Source organism: Streptomyces aurantiogriseus, from assembly GCF_014649375.1.
Taxonomy (GTDB): domain Bacteria; phylum Actinomycetota; class Actinomycetes; order Streptomycetales; family Streptomycetaceae; genus Streptomyces; species Streptomyces aurantiogriseus.
Window position 1 is genome coordinate 312,702 of record NZ_BMSX01000003.1, and the last position, 26,273, is coordinate 338,974.

The 26,273-nt window shown below is 72.0% G+C and carries 26 protein-coding genes; 9 read left to right on the forward strand and 17 right to left on the reverse strand.

Annotated elements, in window-relative coordinates:
• Nucleotides 1-60 precede the first annotated feature (60 nt).
• Nucleotides 61-1,344, forward strand: a complete 1,284-nt coding sequence (locus tag IE263_RS07980) for a thymidine phosphorylase (protein ID WP_189933735.1) — start codon at nucleotides 61-63, stop codon at nucleotides 1,342-1,344.
• 184 nt (nucleotides 1,345-1,528) lie between these two features.
• Here IE263_RS07980 and IE263_RS07985 read toward each other — a convergent pair whose 3' ends face one another.
• Both IE263_RS07985 and IE263_RS07990 read right to left on the reverse strand, forming a co-directional pair.
• Nucleotides 1,529-2,683 (reverse strand): SGNH/GDSL hydrolase family protein, encoded by a 1,155-nt coding sequence (locus IE263_RS07985; RefSeq protein WP_189933737.1) that lies wholly within the window; start codon nucleotides 2,681-2,683, stop codon nucleotides 1,529-1,531.
• A 3-nt stretch (nucleotides 2,684-2,686) separates the two neighbouring features.
• A complete protein-coding gene (locus tag IE263_RS07990) occupies nucleotides 2,687-3,304 on the reverse strand; it encodes a TetR/AcrR family transcriptional regulator (protein ID WP_189933739.1) in 618 nt (205 codons plus the stop codon).
• A gap of 97 nt (nucleotides 3,305-3,401) precedes the next feature.
• On the opposite strand from IE263_RS07990, the gene IE263_RS07995 reads away from it, so the two are divergent.
• Nucleotides 3,402-3,788 carry an STAS domain-containing protein gene (locus IE263_RS07995; RefSeq protein ID WP_189933741.1) on the forward strand — a complete coding sequence of 129 codons (387 nt, stop codon included), beginning with the start codon at nucleotides 3,402-3,404 and terminating at the stop codon, nucleotides 3,786-3,788.
• Here IE263_RS07995 and IE263_RS08000 read toward each other — a convergent pair.
• The 3 genes from IE263_RS08000 to IE263_RS08010 form a co-directional block, all read right to left on the reverse strand.
• Nucleotides 3,672-4,688, reverse strand: a complete 1,017-nt coding sequence (locus IE263_RS08000; RefSeq protein WP_189933743.1) for a sigma-70 family RNA polymerase sigma factor — start codon at nucleotides 4,686-4,688, stop codon at nucleotides 3,672-3,674. The genes IE263_RS07995 and IE263_RS08000 overlap by 117 nt on opposite strands.
• A gap of 191 nt (nucleotides 4,689-4,879) precedes the next feature.
• Complete coding sequence (gene dnaN, locus IE263_RS08005; protein ID WP_189933745.1) at nucleotides 4,880-6,040, reverse strand: DNA polymerase III subunit beta; 1,161 nt, start codon at nucleotides 6,038-6,040, stop codon at nucleotides 4,880-4,882.
• 150 nt (nucleotides 6,041-6,190) lie between these two features.
• Nucleotides 6,191-7,456, reverse strand: a complete 1,266-nt coding sequence (locus tag IE263_RS08010; RefSeq protein WP_189933747.1) for an MFS transporter — start codon at nucleotides 7,454-7,456, stop codon at nucleotides 6,191-6,193.
• Nucleotides 7,457-7,519: 63 nt separating this feature from the next.
• Between IE263_RS08010 and IE263_RS08015 the strand changes: the two genes are divergently transcribed.
• A complete protein-coding gene (locus IE263_RS08015; protein ID WP_189933750.1) occupies nucleotides 7,520-8,470 on the forward strand; it encodes a LysR family transcriptional regulator in 951 nt (316 codons plus the stop codon).
• A gap of 180 nt (nucleotides 8,471-8,650) precedes the next feature.
• On the opposite strand, the gene IE263_RS08020 is transcribed toward IE263_RS08015, so the two are convergent.
• Entirely contained in the window at nucleotides 8,651-9,412 is a 762-nt protein-coding gene (locus IE263_RS08020) for a dienelactone hydrolase family protein (RefSeq protein ID WP_189933752.1), read from the reverse strand.
• A gap of 113 nt (nucleotides 9,413-9,525) precedes the next feature.
• Between IE263_RS08020 and IE263_RS08025 the strand changes: the two genes are divergently transcribed.
• Both IE263_RS08025 and IE263_RS08030 read left to right on the forward strand, forming a co-directional pair.
• The gene (locus IE263_RS08025) at nucleotides 9,526-10,689 is read left to right on the forward strand and encodes an adenosine deaminase (protein WP_189933754.1); all 1,164 of its coding nucleotides are present in this window, start codon (nucleotides 9,526-9,528) and stop codon (nucleotides 10,687-10,689) included.
• A gap of 135 nt (nucleotides 10,690-10,824) precedes the next feature.
• A complete protein-coding gene (locus IE263_RS08030; RefSeq protein ID WP_189933756.1) occupies nucleotides 10,825-11,175 on the forward strand; it encodes an ATP-binding protein in 351 nt (116 codons plus the stop codon).
• Nucleotides 11,176-11,250: 75 nt separating this feature from the next.
• On the opposite strand, the gene IE263_RS08035 is transcribed toward IE263_RS08030, so the two are convergent.
• The 5 genes from IE263_RS08035 to afsQ1 all read right to left on the reverse strand — a co-directional run bounded on the left by IE263_RS08035 (nucleotide 11,251) and on the right by afsQ1 (nucleotide 15,324).
• Nucleotides 11,251-11,454, reverse strand: a complete 204-nt coding sequence (locus tag IE263_RS08035; protein WP_189933758.1) for a PspC domain-containing protein — start codon at nucleotides 11,452-11,454, stop codon at nucleotides 11,251-11,253.
• 95 nt (nucleotides 11,455-11,549) lie between these two features.
• Nucleotides 11,550-12,101, reverse strand: coding sequence for a VanZ family protein (locus IE263_RS08040; protein WP_189933760.1), 552 nt, complete (start codon nucleotides 12,099-12,101; stop codon nucleotides 11,550-11,552).
• A 381-nt stretch (nucleotides 12,102-12,482) separates the two neighbouring features.
• Nucleotides 12,483-13,094 carry a hypothetical protein gene (locus IE263_RS08045; protein WP_189933762.1) on the reverse strand — a complete coding sequence of 204 codons (612 nt, stop codon included), beginning with the start codon at nucleotides 13,092-13,094 and terminating at the stop codon, nucleotides 12,483-12,485.
• Nucleotides 13,094-14,650 carry an ATP-binding protein gene (locus IE263_RS08050; protein ID WP_189933764.1) on the reverse strand — a complete coding sequence of 519 codons (1,557 nt, stop codon included), beginning with the start codon at nucleotides 14,648-14,650 and terminating at the stop codon, nucleotides 13,094-13,096. Before IE263_RS08050 ends, IE263_RS08045 begins: the two co-directional genes overlap by 1 nt.
• Nucleotides 14,647-15,324, reverse strand: a complete 678-nt coding sequence (afsQ1, locus tag IE263_RS08055; protein ID WP_189933766.1) for a two-component system response regulator AfsQ1 — start codon at nucleotides 15,322-15,324, stop codon at nucleotides 14,647-14,649. Before afsQ1 ends, IE263_RS08050 begins: the two co-directional genes overlap by 4 nt.
• 287 nt (nucleotides 15,325-15,611) lie before the next feature.
• Here afsQ1 and IE263_RS08060 point away from each other — a divergent pair, with 287 nt between their 5' ends.
• Nucleotides 15,612-16,349: a SigE family RNA polymerase sigma factor gene (locus tag IE263_RS08060; protein WP_189933768.1), complete on the forward strand. Its 738-nt coding sequence runs from the start codon at nucleotides 15,612-15,614 to the stop codon at nucleotides 16,347-16,349.
• Nucleotides 16,350-16,578: 229 nt separating this feature from the next.
• On the opposite strand, the gene IE263_RS08065 is transcribed toward IE263_RS08060, so the two are convergent.
• Nucleotides 16,579-17,217, reverse strand: coding sequence for a uridine kinase family protein (locus IE263_RS08065; protein ID WP_229910847.1), 639 nt, complete (start codon nucleotides 17,215-17,217; stop codon nucleotides 16,579-16,581).
• Between the two features lie 128 nt (nucleotides 17,218-17,345).
• On the opposite strand from IE263_RS08065, the gene IE263_RS08070 reads away from it, so the two are divergent.
• Complete coding sequence (locus IE263_RS08070) at nucleotides 17,346-17,738, forward strand: hypothetical protein (RefSeq protein WP_189933770.1); 393 nt, start codon at nucleotides 17,346-17,348, stop codon at nucleotides 17,736-17,738.
• A gap of 75 nt (nucleotides 17,739-17,813) precedes the next feature.
• Here the strand turns inward: IE263_RS08070 and IE263_RS08075 are convergent, their stop codons facing one another.
• Genes IE263_RS08075 through deoC form a run of 3 tightly spaced genes read right to left on the reverse strand, consistent with a single transcriptional unit; the run spans nucleotide 17,814 to nucleotide 21,163 of the window.
• Nucleotides 17,814-18,707 (reverse strand): aldehyde dehydrogenase family protein, encoded by an 894-nt coding sequence (locus tag IE263_RS08075; RefSeq protein WP_189933772.1) that lies wholly within the window; start codon nucleotides 18,705-18,707, stop codon nucleotides 17,814-17,816.
• The gene (locus IE263_RS08080) at nucleotides 18,708-20,165 is read right to left on the reverse strand and encodes an aldehyde dehydrogenase family protein (protein WP_189933774.1); all 1,458 of its coding nucleotides are present in this window, start codon (nucleotides 20,163-20,165) and stop codon (nucleotides 18,708-18,710) included.
• Nucleotides 20,166-20,170: 5 nt separating this feature from the next.
• A complete protein-coding gene (gene deoC / locus IE263_RS08085; RefSeq protein ID WP_189934319.1) occupies nucleotides 20,171-21,163 on the reverse strand; it encodes a deoxyribose-phosphate aldolase in 993 nt (330 codons plus the stop codon).
• Between the two features lie 137 nt (nucleotides 21,164-21,300).
• Between deoC and IE263_RS08090 the strand changes: the two genes are divergently transcribed.
• Complete coding sequence (locus IE263_RS08090) at nucleotides 21,301-22,023, forward strand: PH domain-containing protein (RefSeq protein WP_189933776.1); 723 nt, start codon at nucleotides 21,301-21,303, stop codon at nucleotides 22,021-22,023.
• Nucleotides 22,024-22,490: 467 nt separating this feature from the next.
• On the forward strand, nucleotides 22,491-22,895 hold the full coding sequence (locus tag IE263_RS08095) for a sortase family protein (RefSeq protein WP_189933778.1): 405 nt from the start codon (nucleotides 22,491-22,493) through the stop codon (nucleotides 22,893-22,895).
• 197 nt (nucleotides 22,896-23,092) lie between these two features.
• Here the strand turns inward: IE263_RS08095 and IE263_RS08100 are convergent, their stop codons facing one another.
• Entirely contained in the window at nucleotides 23,093-24,256 is a 1,164-nt protein-coding gene (locus IE263_RS08100) for a putative hexosyltransferase (protein WP_189933780.1), read from the reverse strand.
• A 149-nt stretch (nucleotides 24,257-24,405) separates the two neighbouring features.
• Entirely contained in the window at nucleotides 24,406-26,037 is a 1,632-nt protein-coding gene (locus IE263_RS08105) for a phospho-sugar mutase (protein ID WP_189933782.1), read from the reverse strand.
• Nucleotides 26,038-26,273: the final 236 nt, after the last annotated feature.

Here is a 26,273-nt window from a genome sequence, read left to right on the forward strand (position 1 = left end):
GGCCGCCCACTTTCTGCGATTCTCAGCACCACCGACTTCTGCACCACCGGAAGGAACGCCATGGCCATGGACGCCATCTCCGTCATCCGCACCAAGCGCGACCGCGGCGAGCTCAGCGACGAGCAGATCGACTGGGTCATCGACGCGTACACGCGCGGCGAGGTCGCGGACGAGCAGATGTCGGCGCTCGCCATGGCGATCCTGCTCAACGGCATGAACCGTCGCGAGATCGCCCGCTGGACGGCCGCGATGATCGCCTCCGGCGAGCGCATGGACTTCTCGTCGCTGTCCCGCCCGACCGCCGACAAGCACTCCACGGGCGGCGTCGGCGACAAGATCACCCTTCCGCTGGCCCCGCTGGTCGCGGCCTGCGGCGCGGCCGTGCCGCAGCTCTCCGGCCGCGGTCTCGGCCACACCGGCGGCACCCTCGACAAGCTGGAGTCCATCCCCGGCTGGCGCGCCCTGCTCTCCAACGAGGAGATGCTGACCGTCCTGAACGGGACGGGTGCGGTGATATGTGCGGCCGGCGACGGGCTGGCCCCCGCCGACAAGAAGCTGTACGCCCTGCGGGACGTCACCGGCACCGTCGAGGCGATCCCGCTGATCGCCTCCTCGATCATGTCGAAGAAGATCGCCGAGGGCACCGGGTCGCTGGTGCTGGACGTGAAGGTCGGCACCGGCGCCTTCATGAAGACGCTGGAGGACGCCCGGGAGCTGGCGTCGACGATGGTCGGTCTCGGTACCGACCACGGCGTGAAGACGGTCGCCCTGCTCACCGACATGTCGACCCCGCTCGGCCTGACCGCGGGCAACGCCCTCGAGGTCCGCGAATCGGTCGAGGTCCTCGCGGGCGGTGGCCCGTCCGACGTGGTGGAACTGACCATCGCCCTGGCCCGCGAGATGCTCGACGCGGCCGGCGTGTGGGACGCCGACCCGGCGAAGGCCCTCGCCGACGGGTCCGCGATGGACGTCTGGCGCCGCATGATCGCGGCCCAGGGCGGCGACCCCGACGCGCCGCTGCCGACGTCGAAGGAGCAGCACGTGGTGAAGGCTCCGTCGTCGGGCGTCCTGACCCGCCTCGACGCCTACGGCATCGGCGTCGCCGCCTGGCGTCTGGGCGCCGGCCGCGCCCGCAAGGAGGACCCGGTGCAGGCGGGCGCCGGCGTCGAGCTGCACGCCAAGCCCGGCGACACGGTGACCGAGGGCCAGCCCCTGCTGACCCTCCACACCGACACCCCCGAGCGGTTCGACTACGCCCTCCAGGCCGTGGAGGGTTCGTACGACATCGGCGCGCCGGGGACGGCGTACTCGGCGTCGCCGGTGGTGCTGGAGCGGATCGCCTGACGGCTCATGTCCGGCGCCTTGTGAGCGCGGGCCCGCACCATCGGCTTGTCCGGCACCCCCTCTGGGGGAGTTCCAGGGCGGGCCCGTGCAGGGCCGACAGCGGGGTCCCGGGCGCAGCCCCCGGGGACGGGAAGGGTAGGGGCGGCGGGGGCGAGAAACCGCGAGCAGCCCGCGCCGCCGGCCTTCACCCGAAGACGCCCCCCTCCGCGAAGGCCAACGCGGCGAACCGTTCGCCCATGCGGCGGTGGGTGGCGGCGTCAGGATGAAGCTGATCCGGCAACGGCAGCTCGGCCGCGTCGGTCTCGCCGTAGAGGTCCCGGCCGTCGAGGTGGTGGAGGTTCGGGTCGTCGGCGGAGCGCCGGTCGACGATCCGGGCCAGCTCCTGGCGTATGACGCCCAGGGTCAGCTTGCCGCTCGCGACCTCCGCCGGGCTGCCCATGGCCACGAACCGGAGCTGTCCGGTGCCGAGGTCGGTGAAGTCCGGGGCACTGGGGCCGGGTGTGTCCTCGTGCATGGGGCAGAGGATCGGGGACACGACCAGCAGCGGTGTCGTCGGGTGGCCCTCGCGGATCGTGTCGAGGAAGCCGTGGACGGCGGGGCCGAAGGCGCGCAGGCGCATCAGGTCGGTGTTGACCAGGTTGATGCCGATCTTGACGCTGATCAGGTCGGCGGGGGTGTCCCGGAGCACGCGGGCGGTGAACGGGTCGAGCAGGGCGCTGCCGCCCAGGCCGAGGTTGATCAGCTCCACGCCGCCCAGGGAGGCGGCGAGGGCGGGCCAGATGCCGGTGGGGCTCGCGGCGTCGGAGCCGTGGCTGATCGAACTGCCGTGGTGTAGCCAGACCCTGCGGTCCGGGGCCGGTGCGGGCTCGACGGGGGCGTCGGTGCGCAGAGCCACGAGCGTGGTGGTCTCGTTGTGCGGCAGCCAGATCTCCATGTCCTTGCTGCCCTCGGGCAGGTCGGTGAAGCGGAGGGTGCCGGGCCGGCCCGGGCGGTGCTCGAAGGTGCCGGTGGTCATGTCGATGGTGATCGTGTTGCCGCCCGTGACGCTCGCCTGTGCGGTCAGGCGGCCGTTGATCAGCAGGTCGTAGACGCCGTCCGGGCGGGGTGGAGCGCCCACGTAGACGCGCTTGGTGGGCAGGGTGTCCAGTTCCAGGGTGGTGGCCCGGGTGCGGAAGGCCAGGCGTACGCCGGAGGGCTGGGCCTCCGCCATGGCGAGCTGGGGGTCGGCGCACTGGGCGCGGGCGGTTGCGGGGAGGCGGTGCGGGAGGAGGCCCTGCTCGGTGCGCTCGACTTCGAGGGCGCCGCGCAGGAGGTCGGGGGTGAGGGGGGTGGTGATCATGGTTCAACCCTGTTGGTCGACGGTTGTGGCTGAGGTGGTGCCGCGGCCCGCTCCCGTTGTGGGCCAGTTCCGCAGCGTCGCGTCGAGGGCGTCCAGGATGCGGAGCCAGGACTCCTGGGAGCCGGGCGTGCTGTGGCTGAAGCCGCCGGCCAGTTCGAGGCTGACGTAGCCGTGGAAGACGCTGCCCAGGAGGCGGACCGCGTGGGTCTCGTCCGGCTCGGTGAGGTCGTAGCCGCGCAGGATCGCCCGGGTCATCTGGGAGTGGCGAGGGCCCGCGCTGGCCGCGGCTGCTTCGGGGGAGAGCCTCAGTTGTGCTGCCGCGTAGCGGCCGGGGTGTTCGCGGGCGTAGTCGCGGTACACGTTCGCCAGGGCGGTTAGGGCGTCCTTGCCCGCTCGACCGGCCAGTGCGGCCGAGCCGCGGTCGGCCAGTTCCTCCAGGGCGAGCAGGGCGATCTTCGTCTTGAGGTCCTGGGAGTTCTTCACATGCGAGTACAGGCTCGCGACCTTGACGTCGAAGCGCCGGGCGAGCGCCGAGACGGTCACCTGGTCGAAGCCGACCTCGTCGGCCAGTTCCGCCCCTGCCTGGGCGAGGCGTTCCGGGGTGAGGCCTGCGCGCGCCATCAGTGTCCTTACATCCTGTAGGTGATCTCTGGATGCGAGTATGCATTTGCCTAAAGCTTTTAGGCAAGTGGGTGCGCGTGTTAGGGGCTTGGTCACGATGAGTTGTGCGGGGCGAGCCGGTCTACCGTTCGTGGATGCGACGACACCCCCCGTACTTGCCCTGGCCGGCCCCGTCACCCGTGACCAGGTGACGGGACTCTGCGACGACCTACGGGTGCTGCTGGAGAGAAGCGGGGCGCGGGTGGTGGTGTGCGATGTCGCCGGGCTCAGGCCGCCGGGGCTGATGGCTGTCGAACTGCTGGCCCGGCTTCAGTTGGCGGCCCGTCGGGGCGGGGGGCGCATCCGGCTGCGCGACCCCGATCCCGCGCTACGCGCCCTGCTCGACCTGGTCGGCCTCCGCTTCGAGGTGGAGGGGGAGGCCGAAGAGGGGGAACCAGCGCTTGGTGTCGAGGAAGAAGTGGAACCCGGTGAGGCGGCCGTGTGAGATCTCCAGGACCTGGATCGCCCACGGCGCGAATCCGCCCGCCTCGGGGTCCGGCTTGTACTGGGCGAAGCCCGGCAGGCCGTTGACCTGGACCGGCAGCAGACGCGAGCCCTCGCAGGCCGAGCCGAGCGTGGTCATGAAGCCCGTGATGTCGTCGTGGCCGGTCAGCCACAGGTCGAACGGCGGCATCGTCATGACCGCGTCCTCGTGGAGGAGCGACGTCAGCGCCGTCATGTCGTAGCCCTCGAAGGCGGCCACATAGCGCTCCAGGAGCTTCTGCTGCTGCTCGTCCAGCGGGTTCGACACGGCCGCGTCGGACGCCTTGTCCTGCTGCTCGGCGAGGGTCGCGCGGGCCCGCTGGAGCGCGCTGTTGACCGAGGCGACCGAGGTGCCCAGCAGCTCGGCCGCCTCGCTCGCCTTCCACGCCAGCACCTCGCGCAGGATCAGCACCGCCCGCTGCTTGGGCGGCAGTTGCTGGAGGGCGGCCATGAAGGCGAGGCGCACCGACTCCTTGGCGACGGCCGCCTCGGCCGGGTCCTCGACGGTCGGCAGCACGCGCGCGTCCGGCATCGGTTCCAGCCAGGTGTTGTCGGGGCGGGGCGAGAGGGCCGCCTGGGCGAGCGGCGTGGACTCCGAGAGGTCCATCGGGCGGGCGCGCTTGTTGCCCGCCGTCAGCATGTCCAGGCACACGTTCGTCGCGATGCGGTAGAGCCACGAGCGCAGGCTGGAGCGGCCCTCGAACTTGTCGTAGCTCCGCCAGGCACGCACCAGCGTGTCCTGCACCGCGTCCTCGGCCTCGAAGGAGGAGCCGAGCATCCGGTAGCAGTACCCCGTCAGCTCGACCCGGTGTTTCTCCAGCCTGGCGTCCAGGTCGTCCATCGTCGCCGTACCGTCGGTCATCGTCGTCCACCCACCCCTGTGGCCGGTCTGTCACGCGCCTGTGCGCCCAGTACTTCGGAAGCTACCGCAGGCCACTGACAATGGCCCCCCGAGCCGACAAAGGCCCAGGTCGCAGCGGGGGTCGGACCAACTGCTCCGGTCCAGTCGCCTCGGACCGTTCGCCTCAGACCAGTCGCCTCAGACCGGCCGCCTCAGACCAGTTGCTTCACGGACATGAGCAGATGCCGGTGAGCCTCGGGGGCGTCCGCCGCGCCCAGCAGCGCCCGCTGGCCCGTGCCCAGCAGGTCCAGACGCAGCCTCGACGCCTCGAAGGAGGTCAGCGCGTCCAGCAGGTACACCGGATTGAAGGCCACCGTGACCTCCTCGGCGCCGCTCAGTACGGCCGGCAGCCGCTGCGCTGCCACGTCGTCGCCGTACCCGGCCCGCAGCAGGACGGACTCCGCCGAGAAGTCCAGCCGCACCGGACTGTTCGCCTCCGCCACCACCGCGACCCTCCCCCACTCTCGGCTTCGCTCGAGCGGGGGGACCCCCATCCCGGCCTCCGTCAGCGCCCCGCACTCCACCTCGGCCACCGAGGCCCCCGTCATCTCGAACAGCTTCCCGTACGCCGGCAGTCGCCCGTCCAACGGCCGTACGACCGACCGCATCCGCCCGCCCTCGAAGCCGACCGGACCGCCCCCGCCGGGCCCGCGGTCCAGCCCGATCCGTACCGTGCCGCAGCGGGCCAGCGACCGCGTCACCTCGAGCAGTCTGCGCGCCGGAAGCAGCGCGTCGACCCCCTCGCCCGTCTCGGTCGCGGTCTCCGGCTTCCACCCGAGCCGCCGTACCGCGAACCGGTACCGGTCCGATGCCGACAGCGTCATCTCCTCGCCGTCCAGGCGCAGTTGGACGCCCGTGAGCACCGGGAGCGTGTCGTCGCGGCCCGCTGCCACCGCGACCTGGGCGACGGCCGTCGCGAACGCGGCCGCGTCCACGGTGCCGTACGTCTCCGGCGGCGCGGGCGGGGTGGGGTACTCCTCGCGCGGCAGGGTCGACAGGCCGAAGCTCGTGCCGCCCGCCTCGACGGTGAAGCGTGTCCCGGCCACGGCACAGCTCACCGGGCCGTCCGGCAGCACCTTGCAGATGTCCAGCAGCCGGCGCCCGAGGACGAGCACCCGCCCCTCGGCCGTCACCTCGGCGTCCGTCTCGATCCGCGCCGCCGTCTCGAAGTCGAACCCCGACACGCTCAGCCGCCCCGCCGAGGCCTCCAGCAGCAGCCCGCCCAGCACGGGCACCGGCGTACGCGTGGGCAGCGCGCGGGCCGCCCACGCCACCGCCTCGACGAGGTCACCGCGGTCGACCCTGAACTCCATGAAACGAAACCCCCTGCTCGGACCAGTCGTGGCCGCCGACGCTAGCGGCGACCACTGACAACCGGCCCTGAACAGGGGGAACGCCGAGTTCCAGCAGACTTCTCGACAGGCTTCTCGGCGGCCTTCTCGGCAGGCTTCTCGGCAGGCCTCTCAGTGAGCGGCGACCAGCTCCCGCCGCGCCGCCCGCGTCCCGAGCACCGTGATCGTCACGACGCCCAGCACCGCCAGGACACCGACGCCGACCGTGCCGGCCCAGCCGCCCGCGTGGAAGGCCATCGCGCCGGCCGTGCTGCCCGCGCTGGAGCCGATGTAGTACGCGGACTGGTACAGGGCGGAGGCCTGCGCGCGGCCGGTCGTCGCCGTCTTGCTGACCGCCGAGGACGCCACCGCGTGACCCGCGAAGAAGCCCGCCGTGATCAGGACCAGGCCCAGCAGGACCAGGGCCAGGGAGTCGGCGAGGGAGAGCAGGAGACCCGTCGCCGTCGTACCGCCCGCCAGATACAGGGCCCCGCGCCGGCCCAGGCGGCCGACCAGCCGGCCCGCCGTCGACGCCGACACCGTCCCCACCAGGTAGACCAGGAAGATCGAGCCGACGATGCCCTGGGGGAGGGAGAACGGCTCCTCCGTGAGGCGGTAGCCGATGACCGTGTACACGCCGCCGAAGACGGTCATGAAGAGCGCGCCGATCGCGTACAGGCGGCACAGCAGCGGGTTGGCGAGGTGGTCGCGGACCGTGCGGGCCAGGACGCGCGGGCGCAGCGAGCCCGGCGCGAAGTGCTTCGGGGCCGGCAGCAGCAGGCGGAAGGCCACCGCGCACGCCACCGCGACCGCGCCGATCACGCCGAGGGCGACCCGCCAGCCCCACTCCTGCGCGACCCAGCCGGTGATGACCCGGCCGCTCATCCCGCCGACGCTGTTGCCCGCCACGAACAGGCCGATCGCCGTGACCAGGGCCCGCGGACGGACCTCCTCCGCGAGATAGGCGGTGGCGGAGGCGGGCAGCCCGGCCAGGGCCGCGCCCTGCACGCCCCGCAGCACGACCAGCCAGCCCAGGGAGGGGGCGAAGGGGACCAGCACTCCGACGCCCACCGCGACGGCCAGCGAGGCCGTCATCACCGTACGGCGGCCGTAGCGCTCCGACAGGGCGCTCATCGGCAGGACGAACAACGCCAGTCCGCCCGTCGCCGCCGCGACCGTCCAGCTCGCCTCGCTCGCCGCGACCCCGAACTCACCGGAGATCAGCGGCAGCAGCGCCTGCGTGGAGTACAGGAGGGCGAAGGTCGCCACGCCGGCCAGGAAGAGGGCGAAGCTCATCCGGCGGTAGCCGGGGCCGCCCGGGGCCATACGGGAGTCGGAGGAGGGAACGGACGTGACGGCGCCCACGGTCGTGGACGCCCCGGTACTGGCGGGAGACATGCCTCGAACCTACGGACGACTCCGCTGTTCCGTCCAATGCATGGAATCGCCATAATCGTTCCCATGGTGCATCAGCAGAGGTCACAGGAGCGCCTGTCACCGTCCAGTGACACAGAAGACATCGTCACACTGCTCGCCCCGCGGCTCGCGTACTTCGCCGGCGTCGCCCGCACCGAGCACGTCACACGGGCCGCGCAGGAGATTCAGGTCCCGCAGTCCACGCTGTCCCGGGCGATGGTCCGCCTCGAACAGGACCTCGGCGTCGATCTCTTCGCCCGCCGCGGCCGGACCGTCTCCCTCACCCCCGCCGGGCGCACCTTCCTCACCTCCGTCGAACGCGCCCTCGCCGAGATCGAAAAGGCCGCCGACGAGGTGCGCGCCGACGCCGACGCGGCCACCGGCAAGGTCGCCTTCGGCTTCCTGCACACCATGGGCGCCGAGACCGTCCCCGGCCTGATCCACGCCTTCCGCGCCGACCACCCCCGCGTCCGCTTCAGCCTCGTCCAGAACTACGGCGAGGCGATGATCGAACGGCTGCGGGCGGGCGAACTCGACCTCTGCCTGACCTCGCCTGTCCCGGACGCCCCCGACCTCGTCGCCCGCCGCCTCGACGAACAGAAACTCCGCCTGGTCGTCCCAGCCGACCACCGCCTCGCCTCCCGCAGACGCGTCCGCCTCGCCGAGGCCGCCGACGAAACCTTCGTGACCCTGGAACCCGGCTACGGCCTCCGCCGCATCACCGACGACCTGTGCAAGCAGGCAGGCTTCAAGCCGCGCGTCGCCTTCGAGGGAGAGGAGGCGGAGACCCTGAGGGGCCTGGTGGCGGCAGGCCTGGGCGTGGCCTTGCTCCCCCCGCCCGCCGTACCCCGCCCCGGGGTGGTGGAACTGACGGTCACGGCCCCGAGGGCGGTACGGGAGATCGGCGTGGCATGGCTGGACGGCCACCCGGACACGCCGCCGGTGGCCGCCTTCAAGAAGTTCTTGCTGTCGAGAAGGGGGAGCCTGCTCCCCTGATGCGGGGGGTGAGGCGGGGCCACCACCGAGCCGGATGCCTCCAGCGACCTGTCCCCGCAGCCGACCTGGCGGGCAGCGGACTTCAGGGGCGCGGGGCTGTACCGATATACGGCTCCGCCGCGTGGGCGCGACCAGTCACAGACAACCCGCGCCCCGAAGACTACCGACACCCCACCGGCGCTACCGCCTCAACGACCTACCGAACCCCGCAGCCAACGGCATCCTCAACCCCAGCGGCGGCGGAGCCTCCAACGCGTCCTGGACAGGCCGCGAGAACCCCCGCCCGAACAGCACCCCCACCACGAAGTCCTCCGCCAGGCAGAGAACTTCCTCCCGGTACTGATGCAACCCGTGCCCGTCCGAGTGCACCTCGAACCGGCACACCTCCCGGTTCACCTTCTTCGCCCGCGCCGCCAACCGGAACGACAACTCGGGATCGGTCCGCTCGTCGTTCGTGCCGTGCACGATCATCACCCGCCGCCCCACCAACTGCTTCACCGGTTCGGGGGGCACCGCCACATCCTCCTCCGGCAGCCAGGGGGCGATCGCCAGCACCGAGTTGACGGCCTCGTGCCCGCCCGCGCGCAGCGCGGCCCGCCCGCCCATGTCGACCCCGGCCAGGCACACGGGGACGTCCCCGTAGCGCCGTACGGCCTCGTCGGCGGCCCAGGTGGCGTCGGCGGCGAGATGGGCCTCGCTGCCGTTCCAGCCACGGTAGCGGTAGTGCACGACGTGGACGGCCAGCCCCTCCTGCCGTCCCGCGCGCGCGAGTTTGCGCCCGAGGGCGCGGACCAGGCCGTTCGCCCACAGGGCCGAGGGTCTGCGGTCGGAGACCTCATCGCCGCCCGGGAGCAGCAGCGCCACCCCGCACACCGTCTCCGGCTCCGGGCCGATCGCCTTCCCCAGCCTGGCCGTCCGCACCGGCGTCGCTTGCTGTCCCATGACAGAACAGTGTCAGAAGAGGCGGTGTACTCCACCCGTCCGTGCGGTCACCGTTACGTATCGACGGAGTTGTACACCCCGTGATCTACGCGCGTAGGAGTTAGAGTGCGGGAATGACGAGCCAGAGCATCCAGAAGGGCGTCACCCCGAGCTCGGACCAGATCCGCCGGGCGCCCAAGGTTCTGTTGCACGACCACCTCGACGGCGGGCTGCGCCCCGGCACGATCGTCGACCTCGCCCGGGACGCCGGGTACTCCCGCCTCCCCGAGACCGACCCCGGCAAGCTCGGCGTCTGGTTCCGGGAGGCCGCCGACTCCGGGTCCCTGGAACGGTACCTGGAGACCTTCTCGCACACCGTGGGTGTGATGCAGACCCGCGACGCGCTCGTACGGGTCGCCCGCGAGTGCGCCGAGGACCTCGCCGAGGACGGTGTCGTCTACGCCGAGGTCCGGTACGCGCCCGAGCAGCACCTGGAGGGCGGGCTGAGCCTCGAGGAGGTCGTCGAGGCCGTCAACCAGGGCTTCAGGGAAGGGGAGCGGATCGCCCGGGCGAACGGCCACCGTATCCGCGTCGGCGCCCTGCTCACCGCCATGCGGCACGCCGCCCGCGCCCTGGAGATCGCCGAACTCGCCAACCGCTACCGGGACCTGGGTGTCGTCGGCTTCGACATCGCGGGCGCGGAGGCCGGTTACCCGCCCACCCGGCACCTCGACGCCTTCGAGTACCTCAAGCGCGAGAACAACCACTTCACCATCCACGCCGGCGAGGCCTTCGGACTGCCGTCCATCTGGCAGGCCCTGCAGTGGTGCGGCGCCGACCGGCTCGGCCATGGCGTGCGCATCATCGACGACATCGAGGTCGCCGAGGACGGCACGGTGAAGCTCGGACGGCTCGCCTCCTACGTCCGCGACAAGCGCATCCCGCTCGAGCTGTGCCCCAGCTCCAACCTCCAGACCGGGGCCGCCGACTCCTACGCCGAGCACCCGATCGGGCTGCTGCGCCGACTTCACTTCCGCGCCACGATCAACACGGACAATCGTCTTATGTCCGGTACGAGTATGAGCCGGGAATTCGAGCACCTGGTCGACGCATTCGGTTACACGCTCGATGATCTCGCATGGTTCTCAGTCAATGCTATGAAGTCAGCATTCATTCCTTTCGATGAACGCCTGGCCATGATCAATGACGTGATCAAGCCTGGTTATGCCGAGCTGAAGGCCGAATGGCTGTTCCAGCAGACCGCTTCCACCAGCGGATCTGTGAGTGGAGAGGGCTGAGTGCGGCCTGTTTGGTGAACCGGACTGCGGACGGGTCTTCACCGTCTGTCCGCATTTCGATGTTTGCGGAGGGTGCCTGTCCGTGTTTACGGTCGTGCACCGCTCAGATTCCCGTATTTCGAGGACGCATTCATCATGAAGCAGTCTGCTGCCAAGACCCTCGGTGTCGCCGCTCTCGGTGTCGCCTTCGCCGCCGCCGGTGCGGGTGCCGCCAACGCCGCCCCGGCCGTCCTGGACGACGCCCCCCAGGTGCTCAGTGGCGTTCAGTCGTTTCCGGCGCAGGGTGACGCCGCGAACGTCCTGCCGGGTGCCGATCGGGCGCTGGACCAGGCCCAGCCGACGCTCGTCGAGGGCCTCACCTCCGCGCAGCCCGTCGCCGAGAAGGTGCTCTCCCAGGGCCAGGCCAAGGGCCTGATCGGCGGTCTGCCGGCCGGCCAGGGCCTGCCCACGCACGGTCTGCCGACCAACGGGGTTTCGGTCGGCTGAGGCGCCGTTTCACACACGCCGTTGGGGCGCACCCGGGTGACTCCGGGTGCGCCCCAACGGCTTTCTCGTGCGTCCTCACCAGGCCGTGCGTGCCTTGTCCTCGGAGGGCAGGAAGATCCACAGCGCGATGTAGAGCAGGAACTGCGGGCCCGGCAGCAGACAGGACAGCAGAAAGATCACGCGCATCGTCGTCGGGGACGTGTGGAAGCGGCGGGCCAGCGCGGCGCACACTCCGCCGATCATGCGGCCGTGGGTGGGGCGGGCGAGGCTGCTGGACATCTGCGGCTCCTTCGTGAGCGTCGGTCCGAGGCGGCCTCCGGTGGCTGCCTCGTGTGTCTTCCACGCTAAGGAGACGAAGGGGGCGAAACGTCGCTCTACGGGGCGATCCCGACCCTGGGAATCGTCGGGGTCCGACCCTGAGCCGGCTCGTCCTGGCGGGTTGCACGGCGGTCGCGCCGCTCGGTGCGGTGGCGGAGCCAGGCACGGGTGGCCGGGACCACCGCGGTGTGCGCGAGGGCCACGCCTGCGGTGTTCAGGAGGAGGGAGTCGACGTCCACCACCCGGCCGGGGACTCCGGTCTGCAGGAGTTCGATGGCCAGGGAGAGCAGGGCGCCTGCCGTGACCGTGCGGACCAGGGAGGCGAGCGGGGAGACGTGCAGTCTGCCGTGTACCAGCGGGACCAGGACGCCGAGGGGGGCGAGGAGGGCGAGGCCCTCGCCTATGCGGCGGGCCGCCTCCGGCCAGCCCAGTTGGAGGTCGGCGCGGATGCCGGCGAACGGGTGGAGGTTGGTGGGCATCACCCAGGGGACGTGCAGGGGGCGCAGTGTGAACCAGGCGACGAACACGAGGTGTGCGACCAGGAGGACACCTCCGGTCGCACGGATGCGGATCGCGGCGCTGCCGCCGATGGAGCCTTGACGCTGCACGTCCCCCTAGACGCGGGGGCCGGTTGGATCGGTTCCGGGGGGTGGGGGGAGGTGTGTGCCACACCTCCGGTGGGGTTGGGGGCGGTTGCGTGTGCGGGTGGGTGCTCCCGGGCGCCTGCCGGCGGTGGGTGGGTCGGGGTCGTGGCGGTGCGGCGAGCCCGTCGCGTGTTGGGCGCACTGCTGCCTGCTGCCACAGTCCGAGTTGGCTGTGACGAGCTAAGCGACGGGCTCTTGCCGCACCGCCACGACCCGCTCCCGCCGGAGGGCGGCTGCGGGTGCGTGGGGGCTTGGTGGTGCGGGTGTGTTTCCCGGGGTGCGCCGCACCGGCACGACCCGCTCCCGCCGGGGGCGGCTGCGGGTGCGGGTCGTATGGGGTGCCGTCTACTCCTCTGTGACCTCTGTTGAGGGGGGTTCTTTGGTTCCCGGGCGGGAGCGGACCTCGTCCGTGCACTCGTAGCGGCGGGGGAGTTCTGTGGGAGGGCCGCCCAGGACGACCGAGCCGTCGCCTTCTGCTGCCGCCGAGTCGGAGAAGGTGCAGACGAGTTGGGCCAGGGCGTACGAGGTGAGGTCGCCGGGGGAGGTGCTCAGGCGCAGGGTGTCGTCGGGGTCCTTGGGGGACGGGCCGCTCACCTTCAGGCCGCCGCGTACGTCCGTGGTGTAGCCGGCCTCCTTCTCGGGTGCGGAGGGGGATTTCGCCAGTTCGTCGAGCAGGCCCTGGGCCACGAGGACGCGTCGTTCGGAGTCCGCCGCTCCGTCGGGGACCAGGACCGTGCGGTCCACCGCCACCAGGGAGGAACCGCAGAGGAGGAACACCTGCACCGGGACGCCCCGCGCGGTCTGTGTCGTCACGTCCGGTTCGGTGAGGGAGCAGCGCACCCGCGAGGGGGCGGGGCCGAAGTCGGTCGGTACTTCCGTCGCCCGGATTCCGCAGCCGGTGAGCAGCGCGGCGAGGAGGGGGAGGGCCAGGAGGCGTGCGGGTTTGCCGGGTGTCATCAGGTCTCCCCCTTGTCCTTCTGCGTGCCCTCTTCCGCCAGTTCCGAGGCGTCCCTCGGCAGGCGGAGGGTGAAGACCGCGCCTCCCTCGGGGGAGTTGGCGGCCATGATCTCGCCGCCGTGGATGTGGGCGTTCTCCAGGGCGATGGAGAGGCCCAGGCCGCTGCCCTCGGAGCGGGGGCGGGAGGCGCTCGCCTTGTAGAAGCGGTCGAAGACGTGCGGGAGGACGTCCTCGGGGATGCCGGGGCCGTGGTCGCGTACGGCGATGACCACCTCGTCGGCCGATTCCCGCACCGACACCCGTACCGGCGAGCCGCCGTGCTTGAGCGCGTTGCCGATGAGGTTGGCGAGGATCACGTCCAGACGGCGCGGGTCGAGGCGGGCGTGGATGCCGCGCTCGGCGTCGAGATCGACGGCGTCCAGCCAGGCGCGTGCGTCGATGCAGGCGGTGATCTGGTCGGCGACGTCGACGTCGTCCAGGACCAGGCGGGCGGTGCCGGCGTCGAAGCGGGTGACCTCCATCAGGTTCTCGACGAGGTCGTTCAGGCGCCGGGTCTCGGAGACCACCAGGCGTACGGCCGGCTCGATCATCGGGTCGATGCCGCCCGACTCGGCGTCCAGTTCCTCCTCCAGCACCTCGGTGACCGCGGTGATGGCGGTGAGGGGCGTGCGCAGTTCGTGGCTCATGTCCGCCACGAAGCGGCGGGAGGCCTCGTCGCGGGCCGCCATGTCCGCGACGCGTTTCTCGAGGGCCTCGGCTGTGCGGTTGAACGTGCGGGAGAGGTCCGCGAGCTCGTCCGTGCCCGACACGCGCAGGCGGGTGTCGAGTTTGCCCTCGCCCAGTCGGCCGGCGGCCACTCCGAGGCGGTGCACCGGCTTCAGTACGGTCGTGGCCGCGGCCTGGGCGAGCAGTGCGGCCCCTATCAGGGCGAGACCCGTGGCGATGCCCAGCGACCAGGCCAGGGAGTTGAGGTCCTTGGCCTCCGGTTCCAGCGACTTGCGCATGTAGCCCGTCGGGCCGCCGCCGATCACCTTCGTCCCGGCCACCAGGTACGGCGTCCCGTGGTCGACGACCCGCTGCCAGTACAGGTGGTACGGCGACTTGTTGCCGCTGGTGACGTCCTGTTCCTTGTTCACCGCCGTGCGCAGCGACTTGGGCACGTCCTCCAGGGCAAAGCCGTTCAGGCCGCCGGAGTTGCCGTACACCGTCTTGCCGGTCGCGTCCTCGGCGACCAGCAGGACGCTGAAGCGCTGGCTGCTGTTGGCCATCTGGCCGGCCGTGTGCTGCAGCTCGTCCTGCGACGGGTGCTCGGGCAGCGAGCCGGCCCGGTTCTGCATCTCCTGCTCGAAGTCCCGCAGCACCGCCCCCTGCGTACGCGTCAGCACGGCCTCGCGGTTGAGCCAGTACGCGATGCCGGACGCGGACACGGCGGCGGTCAGCGCCACCAGTCCGAAGACCACGACGAGCCGCAGTCGCAGGCTGGTGAAACGCAGCCGTGAAAGATGTCCCTTGCGCGCCGCGGACCAGCCGCGGAACCCCCCTTGCCCTTGTGTCACTGAGGGGCGTCCAGGCGGTAGCCGACTCCGCGGACGGTACGGATCAGGGTGGGGGAGGAGGGGACGTCCTCGACCTTGGCGCGCAGCCGCTGGACGCACGCGTCCACGAGCCGGGAGTCGCCCAGGTAGTCGTGCTCCCAGACCAGGCGCAGCAGCTGCTGCCGGGACAGCGCCTGACCGGGGCGCCGGCTCAGCTCCAGCAGCAGCCGCAGCTCGGTCGGGGTGAGCTGGAGGTCCTCGCCGTTCTTCGTCACCGTCATCGCCGCGCGGTCGATGACGAGGCTGCCGAAGGTCGCCGAGTCGTTCGACTCGCGCTCCCCGCGCCGCAGCACGGCCCGGATCCGGGCGTCCAGCACCCGGCCCTGCACCGGCTTCACCACGTAGTCGTCGGCGCCGGACTCCAGCCCGACCACCACGTCGATGTCGTCGCTGCGCGCGGTGAGCAGGATGATCGGCAGCTGGTCGGTGCGCCGGATGCGCCGGCACACCTCGAAGCCGTCGATGCCGGGCAGCATCACGTCCAAAACGATCAGATCCGGCCGCTGCTCGCGCAGCAGCTTCAGACCGTCCTCACCGCTCGCAGCGGTCGCCACACGGTGTCCCTGGCGCGTCAGTGAGAGCTCCAGGGCCGTACGGATGGCGTCGTCGTCCTCGATCAGCAACAGGGAAGGCACGGGCTCATTCTGGCCCATGGAGGTGCTGTCGTTCGACCTGTGGGCCGGGCTCATGTGCAAGGCGGTGTCCGCGCAGGTCATCGCGGGTGCGTGGCGCCGGTCGTAACGCCGATGGCTGTGAGCTCGCTGTGGTGTCGCCGTGACAGGGCCCTGTGACAGGTCTGTGACAGTCGACGGACACGGCGATGAAGTGGCGTGGGCAAGCTTTTCGGCACAGGCAAGGCAGCACCACGCCGAGCCGACCGCACCAGACCGAAACACCGGAAGTCCACGACGGGGGGCGCAAGATGAACACGCTGCACGGACTGAGCACCAGCGCAGTGGTCACGCGTCTGCACGACGTGCACCGGGGTTCCGAGAAGTCCGGTGCCGTGAGCGGGCGGGGGTGCGCTCGCGGCACCGGGCGTCAGCACACCACGTACATGACGGTGGTTGACGCACACACGGGGGAAGCGCACGGGGGATCCGCGTACAGGGAGGACACGGGGGAGCGCCGCTCGCTGTCGGAGGCGGAGTTCACCGCCTACGTCCAGGAGCGCCGCGCCTCCCTGTACGCCACCGCCTACCACCTCACCGGTGACCGCTTCGAGGCCGAGGACCTGCTGCAGAGCGCGCTGTTCTCGACCTACCGGGCCTGGGACCGGATCAGTGACAAGGCGGCCGTCGGGGGTTACCTGCGGCGGACGATGACCAACCTGCACATCAGCGCGTGGCGCCGCCGCAAGCTGAACGAGTACCCGACCGAGGAACTGCCGGAGACGCCCGGCGACACGGACGCGATGCGCGGCACCGAACTGCGCGCGGTCCTGTGGCAGGCGCTGGCCCGGCTGCCCGAACTCCAGCGCACCATGCTGGTCCTGCGTTACTACGAGGGCCGCACGGACCCGGAGATCGCGGAGATCCTCGACATCAGTGTCGGCACGGTGAAGTCCAGCATCTGGCGGTCGCTCCGCCGGCTGCGCGAGGACGAGGTCCTCAGCTTCGGCCGTGACGAGGAGGACGCCTTCGGCGAGCTCGTCGCCTGAGGCTCACGGGGGAGCCGGCTCCGTTCAGGGAAGCCGGTGAACGGGGGAAACACGGGGGAGCGGTACCGGGGGGAACCCAACGGGGGACGTTCGGGGGAGCGGTACCGCACACAGCACGGGGGAAGCACCACCCGGGGGGAACGTGGGGAAACGGGGGAGCACCGAAGGAGCGGGACTGGAGGGCCGGGGGGTCCGTCCAGTCCCGCTTTCGCATGCTCCAGCGCGGGGTCTACACCGCCGTACGCGCCGTCGAGGCGCAGTGGCCCGCCGCCGCGGACGCCAGGCGGCCCATGGCCTCGTCGCGGTCGCAGGCGTACGCGCCGAGGGCGGTCTGGCGGGCCACGATGGAGCGCTCGGCGCGCATCAGGCGCCAGCCGCGACGCAGCAGGAAGGGGACCGACTTGCGGCCCTCCTTCAGGTCCCGCAGGAACCGGCGGCGGAAGGTCTTCATCGGGCCGCGGCTCAGGCACAGCGCGTCGGCCAGCACGCCCAGTTCCCGGCAGCGGCTCACGATCTCGGCGGCGAAGATGCCCTCCGCGATGAACAGCGGGGTCCGCCCGACCTCGATCGTCTCCTCGCCGGTGCGGGCGCTGAGGGCGATGTCGTAGACGGGGACGTTCGTACGGCCCGTGCGGCACAGGTCGGTGATCGCGGCGATCGCCGTGTCCGCGTCCCAGGAGTCCGGGTGGTCCCAGTCGATGTCGGAGCTCCCCGCCACCAGCGGCAGCGTCGGATCGTCGCCCTCCTTGTAGAAGTCGTCGAGCCGCAGCACCGGGAGGCCGGAGCGGGCCGCGAGGAGGGACTTGCCGGAGCCGGAAGGGCCGCAGAGCAGCGCGACTCGCGTGGGTATGGGCGGATGGGAACTCACGGGACACCAGTGTGGGGCATCGATCGGGCCGCGAACGACCCCGTGGGGCGGCTTTGATGCGCGTGTCACATCTCAACTACCCTTCGTGTCGCCCTGATTACCTACCGCACCAGAAAGCGGGCACCGCGATGGTCCGACACGACTCCACCCCGACCCCGACCGGCCGGCGCGCCCTGATCGCCCTCGCGACGGCGGGGGCGGCGCTGGGCGCGGGCGCGGGGACGGCCGCGGCCGCCGCGGAACCGGTCCTGGACGGGGCGCGCACGCGTCCCGCCTCGCTCGGCCACGTCGCCCCGCAGGGGCCGACCGGCGCCGTCGGCCACGTCACCGGCCCCGTCTCCCGTCTCAGGCCCAACCCCCTCGCAGGCACCGGCGTCGACCCCCTCGACAACGGCGTCGGCACCCAGATCGCCGACTTCCGGCCGCTGACCTCGAAGGATCTGACCGGGCCGGTGGCGCAGGCGGAGTCGGTGGGGGCGATTCCGGTGGTGGGGCCGGCGGCCGGGTCGCTGGGCGGCTGAGCGCCCCGGCCTGACCGAGAGAGCCGCGCCGCCCCTGGACGGAGGGGAGACGCGGCTCTCCGACGGTGTGCCGGGTCAGTACGACGAGCCCGACGCGCCCAGCGACCCCGTCGGGTGCCAGACCGTCTTCGTCTCCAGGAACGCCGTCATGCGGTCGATACCGGGCGTCGCGGACCAGTCGTCCACAGGCTGTGGACGCAGGACGCGCTTGAGGTTGTCCGCCGCGGCGATCTCCAGCTCCTTGGCGAGGGCCTCGTCGGCGCCCGCGAGGTCGATCGCGTTGACGTCCTGGTGGGCGGCCAGGGGCGCCGCGATCTCCGCCGTACGGCCGGAGAGGACGTTGACCACGCCGCCGGGGACGTCGGAGGTGGCCAGGACCTCGCCCAGGGACAGGGCCGGGAGCGGGGACCTCTCGCTCGCGATCACGATCGCCGTGTTGCCGGTCGCGATCACCGGGGCGACCACCGAGACCAGGCCCAGGAACGACGACTCCTGCGGGGCCACGACGGCCACCACGCCGGTCGGCTCGGGGGAGGACAGGTTGAAGTACGGGCCCGCCACCGGGTTGCCGCCGCCCACCACCTGGGCGATCTTGTCCGTCCAGCCCGCGTACCAGACCCAGCGGTCGATCGTGGCCCCCACCTGCTCGGCGGCCTTCGACTTCGACAGGCCCTCGGCGTCGGCGACCTCGTGGACGAACTGTGCCTTGCGGCCCTCCAGCATCTCGGCGACGCGGTAGAGGATCTGGCCGCGGTTGTACGCCGTCGCGCCGGACCAGCCACCGAACGCCTTGCGGGCGGCGACCACCGCGTCACGGGCGTCCTTGCGGGAGGAGAGGGGCGCGTTCGCCAGCCACTTGCCCTTTGCGTCGGTCACCTCGTACACCCGGCCGCTCTCGGAACGCGGGAACTTCCCGCCGACGTACAGCTTGTAGGTCTTGAACACACTGAGACGGTCAACTGCACTCATTTATCGCTCGCCCTCCGGGCTCGACGGGGCGAGGTACGCCTCCAGGCCGTGGCGGCCGCCTTCGCGGCCGAAGCCCGACTCCTTGTAACCGCCGAACGGCGAGGTCGGGTCGAACTTGTTGAACGTGTTGGACCAGACGACACCGGCCCGGAGCTTGTTCGCCACCGCGAGGATGCGGGAGCCCTTCTCCGTCCAGATGCCGGCGGACAGGCCGTAAGGGGTGTTGTTGGCCTTGGCGACGGCCTCGTCCGGGGTGCGGAAGGTGAGGACGGACAGGACCGGGCCGAAGATCTCGTCGCGGGCGACGGTGTGCGCCTGGGTGACGTTCGTGAAGAGCGTCGGGGCGAACCAGTAGCCGGAGGTGGGGAGTTCGCAGGCCGGGGACCAGCGTTCGGCGCCCTCCGCCTCGCCCTGGTCGGCGAGGGTGGTGATGCGCGCGAGCTGTTCCGCGGAGTTGATCGCGCCGATGTCCGTGTTCTTGTCCAGCGGGTCGCCCAGCCGGAGCGTGGAGAGGCGGCGCTTCAGCGACTCCAGCAGCTCGTCGTGGATCGACTCCTGGACCAGGAGACGGCTGCCCGCGCAGCAGACCTGGCCCTGGTTGAAGAAGATGCCGTTGACGATGCCCTCGACGGCCTGGTCGATCGGGGCGTCGTCGAAGACGATGTTGGCGCCCTTGCCGCCCAGTTCGAGGGTGAGCTTCTTGCGGGTGCCCGCGACCGTACGCGCGATCTCCTTGCCGACGGCCGTGGAGCCGGTGAAGGCGACCTTGTCGATGTCGGGGTGGGCGACGAGGGCGGCGCCCGTCCGTCCGTCGCCCGTGACGATGTTGACGACGCCCTTCGGCAGGCCCGCCTGGCGGCAGATGTCCGCGAAGAACAGGGCCGAGAGGGGGGTCGTCTCCGCCGGCTTCAGGACGACCGTGTTGCCGGTGGCCAGGGCCGGGGCGATCTTCCACGCGAGCATCAGCAGGGGGAAGTTCCAGGGGATGACCTGGCCCGCGACGCCCAGCGGCCTCGGGTTCCGGCCGAACCCGGCGTGGTCGAGCTTGTCGGCCCAGCCCGCGTAGTAGAAGAAGTGCGCGGCGACCAGGGGGAGGTCGGCGTCGCGCGTCTCCTTGATGGGCTTGCCGTTGTCCAGGGTCTCCAGGACGGCCAGCTCGCGGCTGCGCTCCTGGATGATGCGGGCGATACGGAAGAGGTACTTCGCGCGCTCGGAGCCGGGCAGCGCCGACCACTTCTCGAAGGCCTTGCGGGCGGCCCTGACCGCGCGGTCCACGTCCTCGGCATCGGCCTGCGCGATCTCCGACAGCACCTCCTCGGTGCTCGGCGAGACCGTCTTGAAGACTTTGCCGCCGGCCGCCTCGGTGAACTCGCCGTCGATGAACAGGCCGTAGGAAGGGGCGATGTCGACGACCGAGCGGGACTCGGGCGCCGGTGCGTACTCGAATGCGGATGCCATGGTGATCAGTCCACCGTCACGTAGTCGGGGCCGGAGTAGCGGCCGGTGGCCAGCTTCTGACGCTGCATCAGCAGATCGTTCAGGAGCGAGGAGGCGCCGAAGCGGAACCAGTGGTTGTCCAGCCAGTCCTCGCCCACGGTCTCGTTGACCAGGACCAGGAACTTGATGGCGTCCTTGGAGGTGCGGATGCCGCCGGCCGGCTTCACGCCGACCTGTACCCCGGTCTGTGTCCGGAAGTCGCGGACGGCTTCCAGCATGAGCAGGGTGTTCGCGGGCGTGGCGTTCACCGCCACCTTGCCGGTCGACGTCTTGATGAAGTCCGCGCCGGCGAGCATGCCGAGCCAGCTGGCGCGGCGGATGTTGTCGTACGTCGACAGCTCACCCGTCTCGAAGATGACCTTCAGCCGGGCGGACGTGCCGCAGACCTCCCGCACGGCGACGATCTCGTCGTACACCTTCAGGTACTTGCCCGCGAGGAAGGCCCCGCGGTCGATGACCATGTCGACCTCGTCGGCGCCCGCGGCGACGGCCTCGCGGACGTCCGCGAGCTTCACGTCCAGGGCGGCGCGGCCGGCCGGGAACGCCGTGGCGACGGAGGCGACCTTGACGCCGGAGCCCGCGACGGCCGCCTTGGCGGTGGCGACCATGTCGGGGTAGACGCAGACGGCCGCGGTCGACGGCGTCGTACGGTCGGTCGGGTCGGGGTGGACCGCCTTCGCGCCGAGCGCCCGGACCTTGCCCGGGGTGTCCGCGCCTTCCAGCGTCGTCAGGTCGACCATCGAGATGGCGAGGTCGATGGCGTACGCCTTCGCGGTCGTCTTGATGGAACGGGTGCCGAGGGATGCGGCGCGCGCCTCCAGGCCGACCGCGTCGACGCCGGGCAGCCCGTGGAGGAAGCGGCGCAGCGTGCTGTCGGACGTGGTGACGTCCGCGAGGGCGTGTGCGCTGGGGGTACCTCCCACGCGTTCAGCAGTGGGGGAGGGTGCATTGGTGGGCATGGTCACCAGACGAGCATATCTACGCGCGTAGCGGCTGTACACCCCGAAGGCGGCTCCTTGAGAGAGCGGGGACGGATCCCTTCCGGGGTGCCCGGCCGGGTCGGCCCGGCGTCGCGGGCTGCGGCAGAATCGGGGCCATGACGAGCCCGGAAGACCAGTCACCAGCGCCGCAGCCCCCGGTCCCCGAGTCCAAGGACCGCATCTACCGGTCGCCCGCGGGCATCGCCGGTGGTGTGCTGCTGCTCGGGCTCGTCGGCTGGATCGGTATCGACGCGATCGTCGCGGGGGACGGGCGCACGCCCTGGCTGGCGCTCGCGACGCTGATCCTGCTGGTGCCGCTGATCGTCGCGTTCACCCTGCGGCCGGCCGTGTTCGCGAGCGAGGACCGGCTGCGGGTGCGCAATCCCCTCCGGGTGATCGTGCTGCCCTGGGGGCAGGTCGCCTCGCTGCGGGCCGGGTACTCCAACGAGGTCGTCGCCACCTCGGGGACGAAGTACCAGCTGTGGTCGATCCCCGTCTCGCTGCGGGCCCGCAACAAGGCGGCCCGGCGGGAGTCGCGGATCGCGGCGGAGCGGGCCGGCGAGCGGCAGGGGCGGAGTGGCCGGGGAGCCGGGGGGCTCGGCGGCTTCGGTGGATTCGGAGGCGGGGCGTCCCCGCGTGCGGGGGCCGGTGCCGGTGTCCCGGACGGGCCGGTGCGGGCCGAGAGCGACAAGATCATGCATGAGCTGCGGGAGCTGTGGGAGACGCGGCAGAAGGAGGAGAGCGCCCAGGGCGAGGTGACCGTGCGGTGGGCCTGGGAGATCATGGGGCCCGCTCTCGCGGGGGCTGTGGTGCTGGGGATTCTGCTGGCTGTGGGGTGAGGCCGGGGGAGGTGTCGCGGCGACGGTACTCGGGCGGTGCCGCGCGACGGGCCCTCTGAGGGTGCCGTCGGCTGCCGTGAGGACGGTCTTGACGTCGCAGTAGGCGGTGCTGCCCTTCGGGCGGAACTGCAGCTTCACGGGGAGGCCGGCCCCGGCGGCGGCCGACGTGCCGGTCGCCCAGCTCGCGTGCCGCATGCCACCGGTGACGGTGAGCGTCCTGCCCCACTTCACCGGCTCGGGAGCGGCGTCTGCGGTCACCTGGGTCGCGCCGTCGGCCGGGGCGGTGCCGGGTCACTGCCCCGCCCGGCAGCCCCGCCCCCGCGCCCTCACCGTCCCCGGGCAGGACCACCGCGTCACCGCAGGGCGAGCCGACGGACCAGTCACCCCCGGCACCCCCGACCGCGTCGCCGCGCCCCGCCACCACGCCCGCCCGGCCCTCGCCGAAGCCGACGCCCGAGCCGTCCGCCATGACCCGCTCCAAGACGCCGGGCCCGCGGGGCGGGGACGGCGCGACCACCCTGCACATCGGCTCCTGGTCGGCGCGGGTCGTCCGCGGCGGGCAGGAGGCGGTGGACGCGTGCCGCGACGCCGTGCAGTGGACGGGGCCCGACCTCGGGACGGAGGACGGCTACGCGCTGCGCACCGCCGTCCTCGTCGGCCACGACCACTGCGGCTTCGCGCGGTTCGCCCGGCTCCCCGAGGGCACGATCGTGACGGCCACGACACCGCGCGGCACCTTCCGGTACCGCGTGTACGCCACCTACGTCACCCCCGGCCGGGGCACTCCGTCGCACGGGCTCTACTGGGGCGACCTCACGCTGCAGTCCTGCGTCGGCCCGGACACCGGCTTCAGCTACCTCATGCGCGTGTGAGCCGCCCGGGCAGCCTTCGCGGGACCCGACACGCGGGACCCGACACGCGGGACCCGACACGGGGTTCACCTGTCCGCGGCAGCCTGAACCCCGTGTCCGGCTGTTGCCGGGCATCCCGCCTGCGAGCGCAGGGGGGCGCGGGACGCCAGGGAGGCGGATGCGTCCAAGGGGGGACGAGGAGCGCATCTCCCCGTCAATCACGGCGCACTCGGCCACACCATCACCATGTAGCAACTGACGTACGCCGACACCGCGACCGCCGCCGCCAGCACCAGCGCCCGGTGGCGGCGGGAGGCGCGGGCGAGGTGCAGGGCGACGGGGAGCAGCAGGGGGAAGGCCGGGAGCAGGAAGCGGGCGCGGGGGAAGTAGACGCCGCCGCTGCCCAGCACGATCAGCAGCAGCACGCCGCTGAACACCAGCAGCGGCAGCGGCTGCCGGTCCGCCACCGACAGGCCGTACAGCACCGAGCAGGCCAGCAGCGTCATCGTCACCATCACCAGGAACAGATGGGGCCTCGCGTCGCTCACCAGCAGGTCCCGCATCCGCCGCAGGGTCTGGGAGCCGCCGTTCCACTCGTTGTGCCACAGGCGCTGTACGGCGAAGTAGCCGTCCCAGCGGCCCAGCCGCAGGCCCACCCAGCCGAAGTAGCCGCACCAGCCGAGCGGGGCGAGGACGGCGGCGGCGAGGGCGCGCGGGGAGCGGCGGGCGAGCAGGGCAGCGACGGTGACCGCGGCCGCCACCGCGACACCGCTCGGGCGGGTCAGACCCGCGAGCACGGCGAGCGTCGCCGCGCACAGCCAGCGGCCCGTGAGCACGGCGTACAGCGACCAGGCCGCACACGCCGTGAACAGGGACTCGGTGTAGCCCATCCACTGCACCAGACCGACCGGGAACGCCGCCCACAGGACGGCGAGCAGAATGCCCGTACGACGGCCGTGGAGATGGTCGCCGACGGCGAAGACGCCCCAGGCGGCGGCCAGGGAGGCGACGACCGCGATGGCGAGACCGGCGGTCGCGGCGGAGCCCGGGGTGAACGCGGCGACCGTCTTGATCAGGAGCGGGTAGAGCGGGAAGAACGCCAGGTTGTTGGCGTCGTAGGCGATGCCGAGGGCGTGGGTGTAGCCGTGGTCGGCGATGCCGAGATACCACTCGGCGTCCCACTGCGTGGCCAGGATCGGCCAGACACCGTGGTGCTGCCCGTGCGCCCACAGGGCGAGGACCAGCAGGACCGTGGCGCGGACGGCGAGATAGGCGAGCAGGGCCGGTGCCGCGTGGCGCAGGACGTGGGCGCGGGCCACGGGTGGGGCCGAGGTGGTCGGTCGTCGCCGGGTGGCCGGGATGTCGGCGGCGGTGGAGGACACGGCGGCAGCTCCAGGGCGTCGGTGGTCACTACCGGTCCACCGTCCCCGGGGCGGCGAGGTGGGCCGTGGAGCGTCCGCCCGCCGTCCCGGCGCAATCACCCGATGGGGGTGCCGCCGTGCCATCGGCCGGAGGCACCCTCGGGTACGGCTCAGATGCCGGCGGCCGCCGCCAGGTCCCGCCTGAGGGCCGTGAGCAGCTCCGCCGCCTTCGCCCGGGCCGCCGGGAGACCGTCGCGCGAGGCGACCGGCACGGCGACCTCCAGGTAGCACTTCAGCTTCGGCTCCGTACCGCTGGGCCGGACGATGACCCGGGCGCCGTCGAGGGTGTAGCGCAGGCCGTCGGTGGGCGGGAGTTTGTCGGTGCCCCGGGTGAGGTCCTCGGCGCCGATGACCGCGAGGCCGGCGAGCTCGGTCGGCGGCTGCTCGCGGAGCTTCTGCATCGCGCGGGCGATGACGGAGAGGTCCTCGACGCGGACCGAGAGCTGGTCGGTGGCGTGCAGACCGTGCTCGACGGCGAGATCGTCGAGCAGGTCGAGCAGGGTGCGGCCCTGCTCCTTGAGCTCGGAGGCGAGCTCGGTGATCAGGAGGGCGGCCGTGATGCCGTCCTTGTCGCGTACGCCCTCGGGGTCGACGCAGTAGCCGAGCGCCTCCTCGTAGCCGTAGCGCAGGCCGTCGACGCGGGCGATCCACTTGAAGCCGGTGAGTGTCTCCTCGTACGGCAGCCCGGCCTTCTCGGCGATGCGGCCGAGGAGGGAGGAGGAGACGATCGACTCGGCGAAGGTGCCCCGTGCTCCGCGCCGGACGAGATGGGCGGCGAGCAGCGCGCCGACCTCGTCACCGCGCAGCATCCGCCACTCCCCGCCGTCCTTGACGGCCACGGCACAGCGGTCGGCGTCGGGGTCGTTGGCGATGATCAGGTCGGGGTCGGTCTCGCGGGCCTTCGCGAAGGCGAGGTCCATGGCGCCGGGCTCTTCCGGGTTCGGGAAGGCGACGGTGGGGAAGTCCGGGTCGGGTTCCGCCTGCTCGGCGACGAGGGCGGGCTCCGGGAACCCGGCGCGGGCGAAGGCGGCGAGGAGGACGTCCTTGCCGACGCCGTGCATCGCCGTGTAGACGGTGCGGGCGGAGCGCGGGGAGCCCTCCGCCAGTACGGCGTCGGTGCGGGCGAGGTAGGCCTCGAGGACGGATTCGTCGAGGAGCTCCCAGCCGGTGGTGGGCCGGGGCACGTCGTCGAGGGACCGTACGGCGGCGATCTCGGCGGCGATCTCCGCGTCCGCCGGCGGGACGATCTGCGAACCGTCGCCCAGGTACACCTTGTAGCCGTTGTCGCGGGGCGGGTTGTGGCTGGCGGTGACCTCGACGCCGGCGACCGCGCCCAGGTGCCTGATGGCGAAGGCCAGGACGGGGGTGGGGAGCGGGCGGGGGAGGACGGCCGCGCGCAGGCCCGCGCCCGTCATCACGGAGGCGGTGTCCTGGGCGAACTCGGCGGACTTGTGGCGGGCGTCGTAGCCGATGACGACCAGGCCGTTCTGCTCGCCCTTGGCCTTGAGGTACGCGGCCAGGCCGGCGGCGGCGCGGATCACGACGGCGCGGTTCATGCGCATCGGGCCGGCGCCCAGTTCGCCCCGGAGGCCGGCGGTGCCGAACTGCAGGGTGCCGGAGAAGCGGGCGGCGAGTTCGGTGTGGTCGCCGGCCTCGAGGAGCTTCGCGAGTTCCTCGCGGGTGTCCGGGTCGGGGTCCTCGGCCAGCCAGGACTGGGCGCGGGCGGTGAGATCGTCGTGCACGGTCGGTCAACCTCTCGTAAGTGGTCGTGAGTTTCCTCGCCCCCGCCGCCCCTACCCTTCCCGTCCCTGGGGGCTGCCGCCCCAGACCCCCGCTTCGGCCCTGAACGGGCCTCGTCCTCAAACGCCGGACGGGCTGAGTTCACCGACCGGTGCTCGAAAGCTGAGGGGGGCCGGGGCTCCGCCCCGCCGGACGGGCTGGTTGTGGTGCACCTCTCGACCGACCGAGTCGGGTGGGT

Excerpts from the sequence above, each read along its gene's own strand:
- IE263_RS07980 (WP_189933735.1), top strand. The coding sequence starts at position 61 with ATGGCCATGGACGCCATCTCCGTCATCCGCACCAAGCGCGACCGCGGC.
- IE263_RS07985 (WP_189933737.1), bottom strand. The coding sequence starts at position 2,683 with ATGATCACCACCCCCCTCACCCCCGACCTCCTGCGCGGCGCCCTCGAA.
- IE263_RS07990 (WP_189933739.1), bottom strand. The coding sequence starts at position 3,304 with ATGGCGCGCGCAGGCCTCACCCCGGAACGCCTCGCCCAGGCAGGGGCG.
- IE263_RS07995 (WP_189933741.1), top strand. The coding sequence starts at position 3,402 with ATGAGTTGTGCGGGGCGAGCCGGTCTACCGTTCGTGGATGCGACGACA.
- IE263_RS08000 (WP_189933743.1), bottom strand. The coding sequence starts at position 4,688 with ATGACCGACGGTACGGCGACGATGGACGACCTGGACGCCAGGCTGGAG.
- dnaN (WP_189933745.1), bottom strand. The coding sequence starts at position 6,040 with ATGGAGTTCAGGGTCGACCGCGGTGACCTCGTCGAGGCGGTGGCGTGG.
- IE263_RS08010 (WP_189933747.1), bottom strand. The coding sequence starts at position 7,456 with ATGTCTCCCGCCAGTACCGGGGCGTCCACGACCGTGGGCGCCGTCACG.
- IE263_RS08015 (WP_189933750.1), top strand. The coding sequence starts at position 7,520 with ATGGTGCATCAGCAGAGGTCACAGGAGCGCCTGTCACCGTCCAGTGAC.
- IE263_RS08020 (WP_189933752.1), bottom strand. The coding sequence starts at position 9,412 with ATGGGACAGCAAGCGACGCCGGTGCGGACGGCCAGGCTGGGGAAGGCG.
- IE263_RS08025 (WP_189933754.1), top strand. The coding sequence starts at position 9,526 with ATGACGAGCCAGAGCATCCAGAAGGGCGTCACCCCGAGCTCGGACCAG.
- IE263_RS08030 (WP_189933756.1), top strand. The coding sequence starts at position 10,825 with ATGAAGCAGTCTGCTGCCAAGACCCTCGGTGTCGCCGCTCTCGGTGTC.
- IE263_RS08035 (WP_189933758.1), bottom strand. The coding sequence starts at position 11,454 with ATGTCCAGCAGCCTCGCCCGCCCCACCCACGGCCGCATGATCGGCGGA.
- IE263_RS08045 (WP_189933762.1), bottom strand. The coding sequence starts at position 13,094 with ATGACACCCGGCAAACCCGCACGCCTCCTGGCCCTCCCCCTCCTCGCC.
- IE263_RS08060 (WP_189933768.1), top strand. The coding sequence starts at position 15,612 with ATGAACACGCTGCACGGACTGAGCACCAGCGCAGTGGTCACGCGTCTG.
- IE263_RS08070 (WP_189933770.1), top strand. The coding sequence starts at position 17,346 with ATGGTCCGACACGACTCCACCCCGACCCCGACCGGCCGGCGCGCCCTG.
- IE263_RS08075 (WP_189933772.1), bottom strand. The coding sequence starts at position 18,707 with ATGAGTGCAGTTGACCGTCTCAGTGTGTTCAAGACCTACAAGCTGTAC.
- IE263_RS08080 (WP_189933774.1), bottom strand. The coding sequence starts at position 20,165 with ATGGCATCCGCATTCGAGTACGCACCGGCGCCCGAGTCCCGCTCGGTC.
- deoC (WP_189934319.1), bottom strand. The coding sequence starts at position 21,163 with ATGCCCACCAATGCACCCTCCCCCACTGCTGAACGCGTGGGAGGTACC.
- IE263_RS08090 (WP_189933776.1), top strand. The coding sequence starts at position 21,301 with ATGACGAGCCCGGAAGACCAGTCACCAGCGCCGCAGCCCCCGGTCCCC.
- IE263_RS08095 (WP_189933778.1), top strand. The coding sequence starts at position 22,491 with ATGACCCGCTCCAAGACGCCGGGCCCGCGGGGCGGGGACGGCGCGACC.